General features: G+C 37.6%; 14 protein-coding genes. 5 read left to right on the forward strand and 9 right to left on the reverse strand.

Annotated features, from left to right (window positions below):
- The first annotated feature begins 174 nt into the window (after positions 1-174).
- The 4 genes from BLS35_RS05695 to BLS35_RS05710 are packed head-to-tail and all read left to right on the forward strand — an operon-like array spanning position 175 to position 3,743.
- Positions 175-864, forward strand: coding sequence for an HAD family hydrolase (locus BLS35_RS05695; protein WP_090778683.1), 690 nt, complete (start codon positions 175-177; stop codon positions 862-864).
- Between the two features lie 10 nt (positions 865-874).
- Positions 875-1,858: a UbiA prenyltransferase family protein gene (locus tag BLS35_RS05700; protein ID WP_090778685.1), complete on the forward strand. Its 984-nt coding sequence runs from the start codon at positions 875-877 to the stop codon at positions 1,856-1,858.
- 12 nt (positions 1,859-1,870) lie between these two features.
- Positions 1,871-3,310: a GMC oxidoreductase gene (locus tag BLS35_RS05705; protein WP_090778687.1), complete on the forward strand. Its 1,440-nt coding sequence runs from the start codon at positions 1,871-1,873 to the stop codon at positions 3,308-3,310.
- Positions 3,311-3,314: 4 nt separating this feature from the next.
- Positions 3,315-3,743, forward strand: coding sequence for a hypothetical protein (locus tag BLS35_RS05710; RefSeq protein WP_090778689.1), 429 nt, complete (start codon positions 3,315-3,317; stop codon positions 3,741-3,743).
- Positions 3,744-3,774: 31 nt separating this feature from the next.
- Here BLS35_RS05710 and BLS35_RS05715 read toward each other — a convergent pair whose 3' ends face one another.
- Both BLS35_RS05715 and BLS35_RS05720 read right to left on the reverse strand, forming a co-directional pair.
- The gene (locus BLS35_RS05715) at positions 3,775-5,463 is read right to left on the reverse strand and encodes a GMC oxidoreductase (protein ID WP_090778691.1); all 1,689 of its coding nucleotides are present in this window, start codon (positions 5,461-5,463) and stop codon (positions 3,775-3,777) included.
- Between the two features lie 6 nt (positions 5,464-5,469).
- On the reverse strand, positions 5,470-6,045 hold the full coding sequence (locus BLS35_RS05720) for a gluconate 2-dehydrogenase subunit 3 family protein (protein WP_090778693.1): 576 nt from the start codon (positions 6,043-6,045) through the stop codon (positions 5,470-5,472).
- Between the two features lie 167 nt (positions 6,046-6,212).
- Between BLS35_RS05720 and BLS35_RS05725 the strand changes: the two genes are divergently transcribed.
- Positions 6,213-7,040: a glycosyltransferase family 2 protein gene (locus BLS35_RS05725; protein ID WP_090778694.1), complete on the forward strand. Its 828-nt coding sequence runs from the start codon at positions 6,213-6,215 to the stop codon at positions 7,038-7,040.
- Here the strand turns inward: BLS35_RS05725 and BLS35_RS05730 are convergent.
- From BLS35_RS05730 to BLS35_RS05760, 7 genes are all read right to left on the reverse strand, one after another.
- Positions 7,023-8,144, reverse strand: coding sequence for a glycosyltransferase family 4 protein (locus BLS35_RS05730; RefSeq protein ID WP_090778696.1), 1,122 nt, complete (start codon positions 8,142-8,144; stop codon positions 7,023-7,025). The genes BLS35_RS05725 and BLS35_RS05730 overlap by 18 nt on opposite strands.
- 17 nt (positions 8,145-8,161) lie before the next feature.
- Positions 8,162-9,340 (reverse strand): glycosyltransferase, encoded by a 1,179-nt coding sequence (locus BLS35_RS05735; RefSeq protein WP_090778698.1) that lies wholly within the window; start codon positions 9,338-9,340, stop codon positions 8,162-8,164.
- A gap of 33 nt (positions 9,341-9,373) precedes the next feature.
- Entirely contained in the window at positions 9,374-10,591 is a 1,218-nt protein-coding gene (locus BLS35_RS05740; protein ID WP_090778700.1) for a glycosyltransferase, read from the reverse strand.
- Between the two features lie 31 nt (positions 10,592-10,622).
- Entirely contained in the window at positions 10,623-11,399 is a 777-nt protein-coding gene (locus tag BLS35_RS05745; RefSeq protein WP_090778702.1) for a glycosyltransferase, read from the reverse strand.
- Between the two features lie 30 nt (positions 11,400-11,429).
- The gene (locus BLS35_RS05750; RefSeq protein ID WP_090778704.1) at positions 11,430-12,050 is read right to left on the reverse strand and encodes an acyltransferase; all 621 of its coding nucleotides are present in this window, start codon (positions 12,048-12,050) and stop codon (positions 11,430-11,432) included.
- 122 nt (positions 12,051-12,172) lie between these two features.
- Positions 12,173-13,342, reverse strand: a complete 1,170-nt coding sequence (locus BLS35_RS05755; protein ID WP_165973231.1) for an O-antigen ligase family protein — start codon at positions 13,340-13,342, stop codon at positions 12,173-12,175.
- A 139-nt stretch (positions 13,343-13,481) separates the two neighbouring features.
- On the reverse strand, positions 13,482-15,647 hold the full coding sequence (locus BLS35_RS05760; RefSeq protein WP_090778708.1) for a Wzz/FepE/Etk N-terminal domain-containing protein: 2,166 nt from the start codon (positions 15,645-15,647) through the stop codon (positions 13,482-13,484).
- Positions 15,648-15,661: the final 14 nt, after the last annotated feature.

The raw sequence follows: 15,661 nt of genomic DNA on the forward strand, positions 1-15,661 counted from the left end.
AGAACGATTATAAAAAAAATGGTACAACCTTAGCACTATTCCTACTATTAGCAATAATATGAACCAAATTTTATAATTATAAAACAAGGTTCGCTTCATTTTAAGAACCATCGGTGAACATCAGTATATAAATAATAGAAATATGTTTAAATTTATAAAAATAATCTACTATAGGTGAATATTTTAGACTGGAAAAACTTAAAAGCAATCATACTGGATGTGGATGGAACCCTGTATCATCAGTCGAAATTAAGAAAGAAAATGTTGTTTCTGCTATTGAAACACTATTTACTCCATCCATGGCAAATCAAAGATCTTTTTGTTTTGTATCATTTCCGCAAAGAGCGTGAGAAAATAGCGGGTCAACAGTTTGAAAAACTGGAAGAGGCACAATACCGCATTTGTGCTGAACAGCTAAACCTACCTGAAGAAAAGGTTAAAAAAGTGATTACAAAATGGATTCTCCAGGAACCAAACCAGTACTTAGCAGCCTACAGGTATCCTGGCCTACTTCCATTTATAAACTTAATGAACAAAGAAGGATTTAAAATTGTGATCTATTCTGACTACCCTGCAGTTGAAAAACTTAAGGCTATGCGACTGCCAGCTGATCTTGTTGTAGCCGCTACCGATCCGGAAGTAAGTGCATTGAAACCAAATCCTAAAGGGTTAAATTTTATTTTAAATACCTTAAACTACACTGCCTCTAATTGTCTGTTTATCGGGGACCGGGAGGAATTAGATGGTCAATCTGCGTTAAAACTAGGCATGCCGTTTCTTTTGATCAGCAAAAAAAGAAAGGACGCAAATCAATTTTATAATCAACTGATAGAAAACTATACCAAATACAAACTAAATAAATAACGGATTGAAGATGAAAAAAGCGGCTGTTCTCAAAGACTATATTGCCATTGCCCGCCCTGACAATTGGGTGAAGAACATATTTATGATCCCGGGGATGTTGTTTGCCCTTTCTATATTTAAAACTCCATTTGATGGCCATTTACTATTCAAAATTATTGCAGGGGTAATCAGCACCTGTTTGATTGCTTCTGCAAATTATGTGATAAATGAATATTTAGATGTGGAATTTGATAAGTTTCATCCACTAAAAAAGAAAAGATCCTTGGTAGTTAGTGAGGTAAATCCCAATTTCGTTTACCTTGAGTATGCCATATTAGTAATAGCAGGATTGTTTATCGCTTACCATGTATCCTGGAAATTCCTGATTACCAATTCTTTTCTACTGTTTATGGGTATCATTTATAATGTACGTCCTTTTAGAAGTAAAGAACGGGTATTTTTAGATGTACTTTCTGAGTCTATCAATAACCCTATCCGTTTCGCATTGGGCTGGTTTATCTTCACCCCTTCTTTGGGTATACCCGATACCAAATGGGATCTCAACTGGATCAACACCTTTCCACCGGCCAGTATCATCATTGCCTATTGGATGGGTGGTGCATTTTTAATGGCTACCAAGCGATTTGCTGAGTACCGCCTGATTGGTAACCCGGAACTAGCGGGGCAATATCGCAAATCTTTTAAATACTATACGGAAAACTCCCTCCTCGTTTCGATGTTCTTCTACGCCATTACCTGCGCTTTTTTTATGGGGATCTTTCTAATTAAAGATCGGATTGAGCTGTTAGTCAGCTTTCCTTTCTTTGCATTGCTATTTTCCTGGTACCTTAGGATTGGTCTTTTGAACGACTCTCCAGTACAAGGTTCTGAGAAACTACACACCAGAAAATGGTTTATGCTTTATCTTTTTTTATTTACCTCCCTGTTGTGTATCTTAATGTTCGTTGAAATTCCATGGCTACATTGGTTCCTTCAAAACGCCAACAATTACTAAAGCTATTTAAAGATGAAATACGATTATTATGATTTAATTGTGGTAGGTACCGGTTTTGCCTCTACCTTCTTTTTGAAAAAATACCTCGAGAAAAACAAAGCAACAAAAAGAATTTTGGTATTAGACCGGGGTCAGTTTTTCCCTCATGCCGAGCGGTTAAAGGTCAAACAAGGAGAACCTTCTGATTTTTCCCATATGGAAGAACCATGGGAAGATGCGATCATCAACGAAAATAAAGCAAAGAGATGGCCATTTACCTTAGGCTTTGGTGGATGTTCCAATTGCTGGTGGGGCTGTACACCAAGATTCATGCCTTCTGATTTCAAAATGAATACCTTATTTGGCGTAGAAAAAGACTGGCCATTGGACTATGATGCACTAGATGCTTATTACTATGAAGCTGAAGAATTGATGTCTATATCTGGCCCAGAAGACACCCCCTTTCCAAGAAAAGGAAAATACCCCCTGCCACCACATACTTTTACTGCTGTCGATAAAATACTGAATCAAACCTATGGTAATAAATACATTAGTCAGCCCAGTGCTAGAGCCAGCAGACCTACCAAAGGCAGAAATGCTTGTTTTGCAAAGTCTACCTGCGACGTCTGCCCTGTAGATGCTAAATTTACCGTTGAGAACTCACAAATGAGGATCTATGAAAATGAGCAAATCGAGCTTGTTTTTGGCGCTCAGGTTTTTAGTCTGGAGACTGCGGGAAATCAGATTAAAAAGGTTCTTTATGTGAAAGATGGAAAAGATTTTGAAATTACAGGCGAAGTAATTGTTCTGGGAGCCAACCCTATTTTCAATTCCAATATACTCCTCAATGCGGGAGATACTAATAGATTTACTGGAAAGGGATTTGGGGAACAACTGGGTATGCAAGTACTCATTTACCTGAACAATATGAAAAATACAGGAGGTAGCACCTGGGTAAACGCGAATGGATATATGCTTTACGATGGAGAACATCGTAAAGACTATGCGGCCTGCCTGATCGAAACCAATAATGCCCCTTATTACATTCGCTTAGAACGTGGAAAATGGTTAAATATGGCTTCCTTCCGGATGCTTTTCGAAGACCTTCCATTAGACGAAAATTTCATTAAACCCTCGGCGAATAAGCTGATTCCAAGAGTAAGTTTTACCAAAAGATCTGACTATACAATGAAAGGAATCGAAAATATGAAAAAAAAACTTCCGGGTATATTATCTTGTCTACCGGTAGAGCAATTAAAATATCTGGATCCCTTTCCCAATGAAGGTCATATTATTGGTGGGACTAGGATGGGCCGATCCGCTTCAGATAGTGTCGTGGATAAAAATATGATACACCACCAATATCGAAACCTATTCATACTGGGCGCCGGTTCCTTTACCACGTTTAGTGCTTCCAATCCTACACTAACACTATCAGCATTATCCTTATACTCCGCAGACCACTCATTTTAACTTTATGAAACGAAGAAGATTTTTTATACTAGCAGGTCTTTCAACAGGATTACTGATCCTTCCCCCAGCTTTATACATCTCTGCACCGCCGTTAAGAAAATTTGCAGTACGATTAATTTATAAAGAACTTAATTATCTAAAGCTGGAACCTAATGGCGTAGAGAAGTATGTAGACGATTTTTTTAACAGTTCAATCAACAATATGCTGGTTAACTTGAAATGGAAAACCTTTTATTATCTGAGAGTTAGTCCGACACAATCCACACAAGTATATGACCTAATTAAATACTATTTATTATCTACAGATTTCTTTATTTATAAGACAGACGAAACCAGAATGATCAATTACCTGGGGCTTTACAATCCCTATAAAAGTCCAATTCCTAATCCCTATTCCTTCCAAATTTACCCTCCGAAAAAAGAATCCAAATAAATTTCACAGCAAATATTTTAGAACTTAGTCTTTAGAGATTTCCATTTTTCAGCTCCTGAGCTGCATATTCGCAAGCTCTTGCGGTGAGTGCCATATAAGTTAAAGATGGATTTTGACAAGCAGAAGAGGTCATACAGCTTCCATCTGTTACAAACACATTTTTAACTGCGTGAATCTGGTTATAAGCATTTAAAACGGAGGTTTTGGGGTCTCTTCCCATCCTTGCCGTTCCCATTTCATGTACCGTAGCACCTCCCGGTCTATGGTAATTAAAGATCTGTATATCTCTAAAACCTGCCTCATTCAACATCTCTCCCGAACTATGTTTAATGTCATCCATCATTCGGTTTTCATTGTCCTTAAACTCGAAATCAACCTTTAGCAGAGGGAGTCCCCATTTATCTCGCAGATTAGTATCCAAACTCACCTTATTGTCATGATAAGGCAAACATTCGCCCCATCCTGCCATCCAAACAGACCAGGGTCCCGGACTAGTTAATCTGGCTTTAAACTCTACTCCAAAGCCTGCTTCTCCAGCCCGATCATTCCACTCCGCACGCTCTCCATGTCCCTGAATATTATAACCGCGAACAAAATCAAGATGTGTTTCATTTTTTAAATTCCGATACCTTGGGATCAGAAAACCACTTGGCCTCCTACCTTTATAATAAAATTCTTTATAGCCATCGTATACACCATAAGCTCCTGAGGAAGAATGATGATCCATCAGGTTATGGCCTAATTCTCCGCTGTCATTACCCATCCCATCTGGAAACCGGTTAGACTTTGACTGCATTAAGATACCTGAAGTTGCAATTGTAGAGGCATTTAAAAAAATAATTTTTGCATAGTAATTGAAACTTTCCTTCGTCAGGCTATCAATTACCCGGACCCCTATTGCTTTTTGAAGTCGGTCGTCATATAAAATTTCTGCTACAATAGCATGGGGCCTTAAAGTCAAATTACCAGTTGCGAAAGCAGCAGGGATTGTAGAACTGTTACTACTAAAATAGCCGCCAAAAGGACAGCCTCTGGAACATAAATTCCGATTCTGACAAGCACCTCTATGGTCCCACCCTTTCGTTAAGTTGGCAACTCTTGCAATGGTTAGCAATCGATTCTGATCATTTTTATGAATTACATCCCCTAGATGACTTTCAATACAATTCAATTCCATTGCTGGTAGGAAGTCACCATCCGGCAGCTGAGAAAGCCCCTCATTTTTACCGCTTACCCCGATAAATCGTTCTACATAATCGTACCAGGGGGCGATATCGTTGTAACGAATTGGCCAATCTACTCCGTGACCGTCTCTTAAATTAGCTTCAAAATCAAGGTCACTCAGGCGATAACATTGTCGCCCCCAGGTTAAAGAACGTCCTCCAACCTGATATCCTCGGACCCAATCAAATGGTTTTTCCTGAATATAGGGATGATCAGTATCATTTACATAAAAATGAGCATTTCCTGGATTAGAATTTCTGGATTGAACAGGGCTCATTTTAGCCTCCTCAATGGTATGATTCATGCCGTGTTTGAAATCCCAGGGATTTAACATAGCAGTAGGATAATCTTTAATATGCTGTACCTCCCTGCCTCTTTCAAGCAACAGTGTTTTCATTCCTTTTTTACACAATTCCATCGCTGCCCAACCGCCACTAATCCCTGACCCAATTACTATTGCATCATAACCAGTACCAGCATTATTTGAACTATACATATAAAACTATTTTGTTGCCCAGGATCTCTGGTCTTTGGTGAGTGGGATACAAGCCTGGAAACTATGGGGAATATAATCGTATACTAGCCCCGTAGTTGCCCCTATTTGAGAAATACAGTAGCCTTCTACTGTGAGCTGCTTGAGCTTAATAAAAAAAGGTAGACCTAAAAACTTACGGTCTATTTTATTTAAGCTATCAAAATGGTAGGTAGATTTTTTCTCAAAATGTTTTAAGATTGCAAATTTATCATTGATGGAGCAGTCTGAGAATGAAGTATGGTAATTATTTAAAGTATAATTTTTCAGTTCATTTAACCCGACGATAAAATTATTCTGGGTCTTAACATCTGTACAAGATTTAATCATATCCACAATAAATACATCCACCATCGCATCTTTTGCACCCGGTGTATCAGTTCTGGGAATGATGACTTCCGCCAATTCAGCAATTAAACCTTGCATATGATGAAGCGTACGAAAATCTGGTTTCGCACTTAAGCTAAACCACTTATATAAGGAAAAAGAAGAGACCCCCAATGATGAGAAGACAGCGATACCTTTTATTAGCGTCCTTCTGTTCATTTTAATTTAAATAACCTAAGCATTTCAACTCAAATATAAAAATATAATATCAGATTCAGAAAGGAATAAACTCCAAATAATAAGTTTAAACCATTATAAGGCACACTTATTGAGTATTCTGAGGTAATTTATTATATTTATTGAATTTTATTGCTAGAATCATTTTAATGAGACCCCTATCTATTCCAAAAAACATATCTAAGTTTAACAAAGGTCGGACAGAACTAGAAAAAGAGATCCCAAATATTGCGGCAAACTTCAAGCGATTACACTCAGAAAACCCGCTGATTTCCATCATCATACCTGCCTACAATGAAGAAGAAAATATTTTAAAAACTTTATATTCTCTTTCATTAACTACATCTTTACATCGCATCGAAGTGATTGTGGTAAATAATAATTCCAAAGATGCGACCGAACTGCTCGCCAAAGCTTGTGGGGTGATTTGTATTACAGAACCGAAACAGGGAATTACCAATGCAAGGAACAGTGGTCTGTCCATTGCAAAAGGAACATACATCATTAATGCAGATGCAGACACAATTTACCCAGCCCCATGGATTGATGACATGGTTACACCGCTCATCAATAATCCATCAGTATGTCTGACCTACGGTAAATTTTCTTTTATTCCCATTGCAGCAACTCCCAGAATAGTTTATTTCTTTTACGAATATGTATCAGATCTGAACCGTAAAATCTGTCAATTGTTTAAGGAAGAAGCATTAAATGTATACGGTTTTAATTCTTCCTGTCGTAGGTTGGAATGCCTTTCTGTAGGCGGCTTTAATCACCCAGCTGGAACCAATGAAGATGGTTGGCTGGCTATTAAACTCCGTGAGAAAGGTTATGGGAAATTTCATTGGGTAATGGCAAACAGAAGTATTGTCTGGACTACCGACAGAAGAATTCAGATAGATGGCGGGATTTATAAAGCGACTTACGATAGGCTCGTAAAAAACTTAAGTTTCACCCACCTACGTAAGTGGAACTAACTTTCTATATACCTCTTCTACACTCCTGGTCATCCTTTCTACATTGAATTTGTCGCGAATAGTAAGCCCAGCCTGTTCACCAAGTCTCCTTCGTAATTCAGGATCCTCGATCAATAAAATGATGGCTTCAGCAATTTTATCAGGACAGGAAATGGGGATTAGTAATCCATTTTCGCCGGCCTTGATCAAGTCTTTAATCCCATCAATTTCTGTAGCTACAATAGCCTTTCTCATGGCCATCGCCTCCAACAACGCAATCGGTAAACCTTCCCAAAGTGAAGGCAAACAAAAAATATCCAGGGCATTCAATACTTCAGGAATATCGCTTCTAAAATCCTGAAAAACTACACGGTCATTTAAGTTTAATGAGCAGGCAAGTTCCAACATTTCGGCTTTTAGCTCTCCATCCCCAACGATCATAAACTTCACATTCAAATGCACTGGAACCTGAGCAATCGCCCTCAGAAAATTAAGCGGTTCTTTTTGTGCGGTAATTCTGGCAATATATCCTACAAGAATTGCGTCTGCTGCAATATTTAATTCCTCTTTGACATCCTTAAATCTTTGATCTGGGTTAAATTTCTGCTGATTGATTCCGTTTAAAATTACGGTGGCATTTGCCATCGGAAATCTCGACAAGCCTTCTTTCAGGTTGCTTTCAGAGACACAAATCGTCTGATCTGCCTTCTTTACCAGAAAGCGTTCACTTAACGTCCTGATTATCTTAACTATTAACGATTGATCAGGATGAAAAGACCAGCCATGAACGGTGTAAATCAATGGTATATCTAAAGATTTTGCGGTTGAAAAAGTATTGGAATTTGCCCTGGTTCCATGTGCATGGATCAGATTTATTTTTTCCTGTTCCACAATTTTCTTAACCAGTTTCCAGACCTTATAATTGAAAGGTTTTTCGGTCTGTACCACATAAACTTTGAAACCATCTGCACGTAGTCGTTCTACCATCGGACCATCAGTAAATGAAAGAATGACAGACTCAAATTCTTCCTTATTCAATTCATTGACCAAGTCCATTACATGAGTTTCCCCACCACCAACTTTACCTTGTCTGATCGCCTGCAGGATCTTTATTTTTCTTAACATAAGCTTAATGGGATGTGTTAGACTTCGTCAATTTTATGCTCATGGTAATGCACCGTTGCTGTAGAAATTTTATTCGCCTTTCTGGCTTTAAACAAGGACAGTACTTGCAAGAATACAAACATAGGTACACTACCTAAAGCCTTATAAACCGAGATAGGAGCCTTAAAATAACGAAGTGCAATAAAAAAGATAAAAAAGAAGCTCAATAGGGCAAATAACCAGAAGTATAGCCATTGGGGAGCCACAAATAGGTTGATCAAAATAGCGCAGCCTGCTAGCCCGAAAACAATAAATAATGGGGGTCTGGAGAATACCAATCCACATAAAAACTGGTTCCAATTTAGTTTTAAAAGTCCCACGACCGCAAGCTTAATACCCTTTCCTGCATATTTAAACCAGGTATTTATCCATCTTGCCCGCTGATTTACGAGTTGTGTAGGCTTAGAAGTCTTCTCATCATATACAATGGCATTCTCTGCAAAAGCAATACGCTCACCCCTATTGAGGATTTCCATCTGCAGAACCTTATCAAATCCGGCGCCTTCAATATTTAACAGCTCAAGACATTCCCGGTAAAAGTCAGTTAAAAATGCCATTCCGGAGCCTGCAAGCGAGGCTGAAGACCCCACTTCAAACAGTAATTTTCTATCGATAAAACGATAATACATATCGCCTGCTTCATCTAAACAGGCATAATTTGTATTCAGGTTCTTTGCTACGCGTAAACCCTGCACTGCAGTGTACCCCTGTTTGAAAAAGTAGTTCAGCTCATTCAAATAATCAGATTCAACCAGGTTGTCACTGTCAATAATCGTCAGGTGTGTATGCGCTCTCTGAAAGTTGCGGATCGCATAAAAATGGGACTTCGTGTTACTTGCGAGTGTTTCTTCAGGCCTTAGTAAAATTATGCGCTCACTGGGGAATTTAAGCGCAGAGATGTCGCATTTATCTGCGACGATATAAACCAGATAACGATCATATTTTAATCTTAAGATAGAATCAACTACCGAGGGAAGCAGACTTGTTTGTTCGTATGCGGTAACGATAATAGCATAATCTAATTCCGAACTAACATCTGTGACCACTTTTCTGCCCTTTCCTCTTATGATAATGAATATATAAAGTATCAGCGGCAGCAGCAGGTAGATTCCTATCCAGGCTTGTATTAAATTCCAGAAAATAAATAATGCATCCATCAGAAAAGTTATAAATTATTGTTTTATCCTAGTTTAAAGATAAGAAGAAATAGCTTTGTAAATTGAGGACACACTGTTCTCCCAGGTATGTTCAAGGGCAAATGCTCTTCGTTTTCTCGCCAGTTCAGTATTGTTTTGTTTCAATGCTTTTTCTATTAATGTAACATAATCATCTTTTGAATCCGCGAGGTACACAAAATCACTAAAAGCCTCCATTGCCTTAGTATTAGTTGCAACTACAGGTTTACCCATGGCAAGATATTCGTCTATTTTTCTCGGGTAATTTCCTATAGTGACCATATTGAGCAATTGAGGATTGATGCAAACATCAAATTGTTTGATATAAGCAGGCAATGTGCGAACAGGTTTAATTCCAGTAAAAAAGACATTGCTGAGTTGGTGGAGCTCACTTGATTTAAATAGATCATCTTCAGGTCCAACTAAAACAACTGACCATTCGGGTTTTTCTGTCGCAATCCGACGAATTATCTCTAAATCTAATCTGATACTTTCCAGTGCACCAACATAACCAATAACAGGACCTGTTATACCGGCAAGATCCGTTGGCGGGACTGGATATTTGCTATCCTCGAAAAGATCCAGTTCGCAGCCCTGGCCTACATAAAATGATGCCGGGTTATATTTTCTACAGTAATCAGCCAGAAAAACAGAATTCGCAACACATACGTCGCTTTTTGCAATGAGTTTCGGTTCAAATTTCTCGCCATGACGTTTCCAGTAATCAACAGCAAGCATATAATCTCTTGAATAATAAATACTTAAAAATGGATTTAGGTAATCTTTTAGATAAAATCCTTTAAACATTTCATTATCATTGAACAGGATAAATTTTTTAAAACCTAATAACTTGATCGCTCTTTTGATAGCAGACGCGAATTTGTAATTGTTGTATTTATTAGCTATGTCAAAAAGGGTATTTCCGAAAAGCCAGTTTATAGATTCAACCATGCAATCCGGGTACAGGTTCCAAATATTGTCTTGAATAGGAACAAGCCCATCAGCACTGCCATTGATAACGTTTAATCTCTTTAAGATTTTTTCATCCTTTTTATTTCTGTAAAGTGTTATTCTGTCCAAGGGAGAATTAACGTACAACACCCGGTTGCTTTTACTGAATTCAATAGCAATATTTTTACAGTTGCTCCCGATTTCGGTATCCCACGGCTGCTGACCAATTACAATGATGTCATATCCCCTTAGCGAGTGTTTATCGTCCATTTTATCTTTCATCCGAGTTTACTATCATTAATCGATACTAAGACTATTTACACAAAAAGTACCTATAATTAAATTTAAGCTGCCTGTAAATCCTTCTGGCTATTGCAACGAAGAAATTGTCTGTATTTCTCCAGTAATTCCTGGCTACCATACTTGGTTCATCTGAACTATTAATTGGCTCGAAAATAGCCTTATAATCCGCAAAAAAATAAGCCTTATTTTTTTTCTTCAAAAATGAGATCATCATGTCATATTCTGTCTGATCAGAACTTTTAATTTCTGAGTATCTTCCGAATTTCTCGAAAAAATTGCTCCTTCTCAAATGAGGATGGTCACTATACATCGTTATTTTATCCAAATTCAAAGACCAGGGATCAAATATCATCTCAGAGAAACCATATTTAAATGGCTTGAGTTTCGGATAATTTATATAAGAATAGAAACGTACACTATCTACGTCCAAATCACTTTCTATAATCTTAAGGCCATTTTCAAAATTAGCACAAAAACCTTCAAGAGGAATAAAATCTTCTTGTACATATAAGGTATACTCCGTTTTAACTGCGTCCTGCCCTTTATTTATATTATTTCCCAGACCCCTATTTTTCGGTGTCGTCAATAAAGTAAATGCAAAACGGTCCTGCAATTGCCTTATATAATCTAAGTGTTCAGCTTTGCTTCCATCATCCGAAACAATAATTTCCTCAAACGCACAGCCGCCCTTTGAAAATGTAAGCAATAACCTCTCTAAAGATTTGCTCCTGTTGTAGTGTGTAATGAGTAATGTTACTTTTTCAAATTTTTTTATCGGTTCAGCCATTCACTTAATATTTTTTGCTCAAGAGACAATTTAACTGTTATATTTCTCCCAGATCTCAGTGGCCTGGTTGTATTTTTTTATAATGCGCGCCGGATTCCCCACAGCAACAGCATATTCAGGAACGTCTTTAGTTACTACACTACCCGCGCCGATCACACAATGTTTCCCTAAAGTAACTCCGGCAGTAATCACACTATTTGCACCGATCCACACATGATCTGAAATGATGATATGCTTACAACTTACCGGTTGCTTTGAAGGCGATATGCTAATATCCTGATACCCATGATTTAAGCCGGACACGACTATGTTTTGGGCTAACATCACCTCATTACCGATTGTGACTGGGCCAATAATAACACTGCCTATCCCGATAATTGTGCCGTTTCCGATAATGACATTACCAACGCCGTTATTGATTGTAGAAAAATCTTCTACTACAGACTTTTCACCCAATGTAAATTCGTTAAAAGGAAATACGTCAAGTCTGGTCCGATTCCTAATGATCGAATGCCGTCCACGTTTGTGTTTAAAAGGATTTAAAAACCACCTTACCCATAACCTTGGTCTATGCTCGTTTGCGGGAATTAGCATTTTTAAAGCCATCCTTTTTAAACCTGGATTCGATTTTATCTTTGAAATGATAGACATGTACAATTGCGTTAAGTATTATTCTTCTTCATTTTGCAGATATTTAAGCCCCCTGAAAAAGCCAATTATGAAACATAAAATTACAGGAATGGCAAATATTTCGTAAGGCATACTTCTCTTTTTTAATTGGTTAAAAGTTTGGCATCTGTAAGTTCCTGATCAAATTTAGGCATTTTATAAATAAAGGCCCAGGACATATAAATTATGATAGAACTGGGCATTGTATTGATGACCTCGTTTCCGTAACTGCAAATTAGGATCCCTGCAAAACCGGAGGTTAACGCAATTGCCTTAATTTTAAGTCCCTCATCCCGAATCCGCCACGTAATTCCACAACATTTGCCCAAAATATACATCATAATCCCTAACCATAATGTAAATCCGACAATTCCGTACATTGCCCAGATTTTGACCCAATAACTGTCAGGCTGTACCTTCGACAAAAATTTATCCTGGTTATACAACATACCGTTTGCACCCGTTACCCCCAATCCTCCACCGAACGGCCTGTCACTCATATATTCCCTGAGTATGCGTTGGCTGTTTATACGAACATTCAAAGAAGGATCGTCGGGGTTCAACGCCGAACGCAATCTATAGATTTCATAACTCCCATTACCAATATAAGTGAACTTCAAAAAACAGATAAAGCAGATACCGAGTACGCCACCAATGATCAGTATCTTAAACTTTTTACTCAGAATAATAGCCGTAAAGGCGCCGGGGATCAGTGCAAACAACGCGCCTCTCGTCCCCGAGATCAGCATTCCGTAAAACATCAACGCAGAGGCAACCAGCAACATGACCTTATATTTCTTCTGGATAGGCCCCAATGCAAGAATTAATGCCATCAGTCCGATGTGTGCCTGACTGGCACCAAATTGAGCTGCTTCTGAATAAAAAGAAAATACACGAAGTCGTCCCCACAGCAGGTGAGTATTAGCGCCACCACTGGCTAAAAATTCTATATCTCCCTTTGATAACCCAATGTGTTGCTGCTTAAACCCATCTAGTGCAGCCAGCGTGGAGAAAATCAACACCAATAATATAAAATTATTCAAGTCTTTGATCTCATCGAAAATAACCATCGAAAGTGTAGTAATCAGAAGCGGGTAAAGTGCCGCAGACCTGATTTCTTTTAGCCAGCCGATAACACTAGCCCCTTCTGGATTTATAACTTCAATTACACTAATGAAGAACCAAAATAGCATCAGATAAAATATATCACTATTTGCATTAGCCCAACCAGTTTTGGCAACTTGAAAAATAGCTGCAATAAATGCTATAACCAAAAACCCTTCTATTAACGTTCCAGAAGGGAAATTTAAACTAAATTCTCGAGTGATCAACCACGATGTGAAACAATAAATTAACAGTAAATACAATATCCTTTTTGCAGCCATAGTACCCGGTGATCAGCGTTCTAGTTCTTTAACCCGCAGACTGATTAGTCTTGATCTCAGTTAATTTAATTTTATTTAAAATCCATCCTAGAAATCCATTACTTTTCTTCAAAAGATCAAGATACTCCTTGTCCTCATCTTTAATGGATTTTCCAGCTTCAAAAACTGCAAGGTTCATTTCGGTAAAAGACAACCATTCTTTTGCCAGGTTTGTGTCTCTTAGGCTATTAATATCAATAATTATCATATCAAATTGTCCTTTGAGCACATCAAAACCAGCCTTTAAACTGCGTTCATCTTGCATTTCCAGTATTGACGCATTCACAACACTTTTACTAAGAATGGTAATTAGATCTTCAGCAACAATTTCCTTTTTTACAAGGAAAGCCTCAAAATTCTGACTGGTAGTCAAACTTTTAATATTAGCATCGCCAACAGGTCTAGGTTCTTCACCAATTAGTAATACTTTCTTGCCTACCATAGCAAACGAATATGCTAAATTATAGGCAATAGTGGTCTTTCCTTCCGAACTATCTAAGCTAGTAACACCCAAAATATTACTAGCGTCTTTAACCAAGCGGTTACTGATCTCAAATCTTAAAGATCTAAGCAAATTTTTATAAATGCCATATTCCTTTTCTTCTTCCTTATGATTCCATATGCTTCTAATACTCCTGTCAGAACTAGAAAGAAAATTCAAATTCCCCAAGACAGGCATTTTAGTCGCTGATTCGAGCTGTCTCGAATTATTGATAGATCCATCCAAAAAGAAAATAATAAAAACAACTGCTAACACAAGTAGAAAACTAACCATTCCTGCACCCAAAAGATACAACCACTTTTTTGACGGAAGGGGTAAACCAGGAACACCTATCTCCTCTATTTGTAACTTGAGCCCTAAATTTTGCTCAGTCTTATTATTATTATATTGATCAAGAGCAGCCATATAATCCTTAGTAGCCAACTCGGCATCTCTTTGATAATTTGATATCTCAGCGTCATATGGAACCATACCGCTATATCGAGATCTTAACACGCTTAATTGTTTATCTAGTGAACTGATGCTGCTTTTGGCTTGCTGCAAAGCTACCTCTAATGCAAGCTTTTGTTGTATTAAAGCCTGTTTTGAAGACCTTATATCCACTACATTATCATCAGAATTTTGATTATTTCTCGCCGTGATTAACCGGGTTAAGGAATCTACCTTTCTTTGGTCAGCCGCTTTAAAGTTTCCATCAACCAAATTCGAATTCGCAATCTCCAACTGTCTTTTCAAGTCAATAATAGCCCTATTATCAGCCCTGCTGCTTCCTGCTAACAATGGGTCGCTCCCCCTCAGTTTCCCCTCAATAATGTTAATAGCTCCTTGATTTGACTGAATCTCTTTAAGAGCCTGCGTTCTTTGAGCTTCATATTCTGAGATCTGACCGTAAACTATAGCAGATTGTTCATTAAGGTTTAAAACGCCCTTGTTTCGCTTAAATGAAGATAAAGCCTCATTTTTTTGATTCATAACCTGCGCCTTATTTTTTAATAAGGAATCCAGCAAAACGATTGAATTATTTTGATTAGTACTGACATCTGAGCTGTAATTATTAATAAACTCACGAGCTAGCGTATTTACTACATAAGCAGAAAGATCAGCATTTTCAGATACAAGCTGAATCGTTATATAATCACTATTATCTGCATGACTAATATCTAACTCCTTTGAAAGGGCATAATCATTGTAACCAACAGACGCAACAATATCCAACAGCTTATATTTTCCATGATTATCAGCTAGTGTTAAAACGGATTTATTCAACAACTTCTCTTTAAACAATCTAATCACGGCTTGCTTATCCTCTACGCTCAAAGAATCAATCTTTTCACTAGGTTTTCTAAAGGCTTTTTCAGGTTGTTCTAAATCATGTAAAATCAAATTATATGAGAGAAGATTCATAACCTTCTTCATTTTCAATTTCTCCATAATATTACTGAACTGTTGGCTAACCTTAAAAAAATCTACGTTCTGCTCATTGATCACTTTTTTCGATGGATCAAGTAAACCAGTTGAAATCTGAACCTCAGAACTGTATTCCTTTGGTAAATTCTGAACAAAAAAATAGGTGATTAGAACAACGACAATAGGGACTAAAATAAGCACCCATTTATATCTCTTTAGTACTTTTAGGAATGATTTAATATCCATTTTTATTTACGAGA

The sequence above is a fragment of the Pedobacter sp. ok626 genome (assembly GCF_900100435.1).
Taxonomy (GTDB): Bacteria; Bacteroidota; Bacteroidia; order Sphingobacteriales; family Sphingobacteriaceae; genus Pedobacter.

Coding starts and splice junctions, on each gene's coding strand:
- BLS35_RS05700 (WP_090778685.1), top strand. CDS start 875: ATGAAAAAAGCGGCTGTTCTCAAAGACTATATTGCCATTGCCCGCCCT.
- BLS35_RS05705 (WP_090778687.1), top strand. CDS start 1,871: ATGAAATACGATTATTATGATTTAATTGTGGTAGGTACCGGTTTTGCC.
- BLS35_RS05710 (WP_090778689.1), top strand. CDS start 3,315: ATGAAACGAAGAAGATTTTTTATACTAGCAGGTCTTTCAACAGGATTA.
- BLS35_RS05715 (WP_090778691.1), bottom strand. CDS start 5,463: ATGTATAGTTCAAATAATGCTGGTACTGGTTATGATGCAATAGTAATT.
- BLS35_RS05720 (WP_090778693.1), bottom strand. CDS start 6,045: ATGAACAGAAGGACGCTAATAAAAGGTATCGCTGTCTTCTCATCATTG.
- BLS35_RS05725 (WP_090778694.1), top strand. CDS start 6,213: ATGAGACCCCTATCTATTCCAAAAAACATATCTAAGTTTAACAAAGGT.
- BLS35_RS05730 (WP_090778696.1), bottom strand. CDS start 8,144: ATGTTAAGAAAAATAAAGATCCTGCAGGCGATCAGACAAGGTAAAGTT.
- BLS35_RS05735 (WP_090778698.1), bottom strand. CDS start 9,340: ATGGATGCATTATTTATTTTCTGGAATTTAATACAAGCCTGGATAGGA.
- BLS35_RS05740 (WP_090778700.1), bottom strand. CDS start 10,591: ATGAAAGATAAAATGGACGATAAACACTCGCTAAGGGGATATGACATC.
- BLS35_RS05745 (WP_090778702.1), bottom strand. CDS start 11,399: ATGGCTGAACCGATAAAAAAATTTGAAAAAGTAACATTACTCATTACA.
- BLS35_RS05750 (WP_090778704.1), bottom strand. CDS start 12,050: ATGTCTATCATTTCAAAGATAAAATCGAATCCAGGTTTAAAAAGGATG.
- BLS35_RS05760 (WP_090778708.1), bottom strand. CDS start 15,647: ATGGATATTAAATCATTCCTAAAAGTACTAAAGAGATATAAATGGGTG.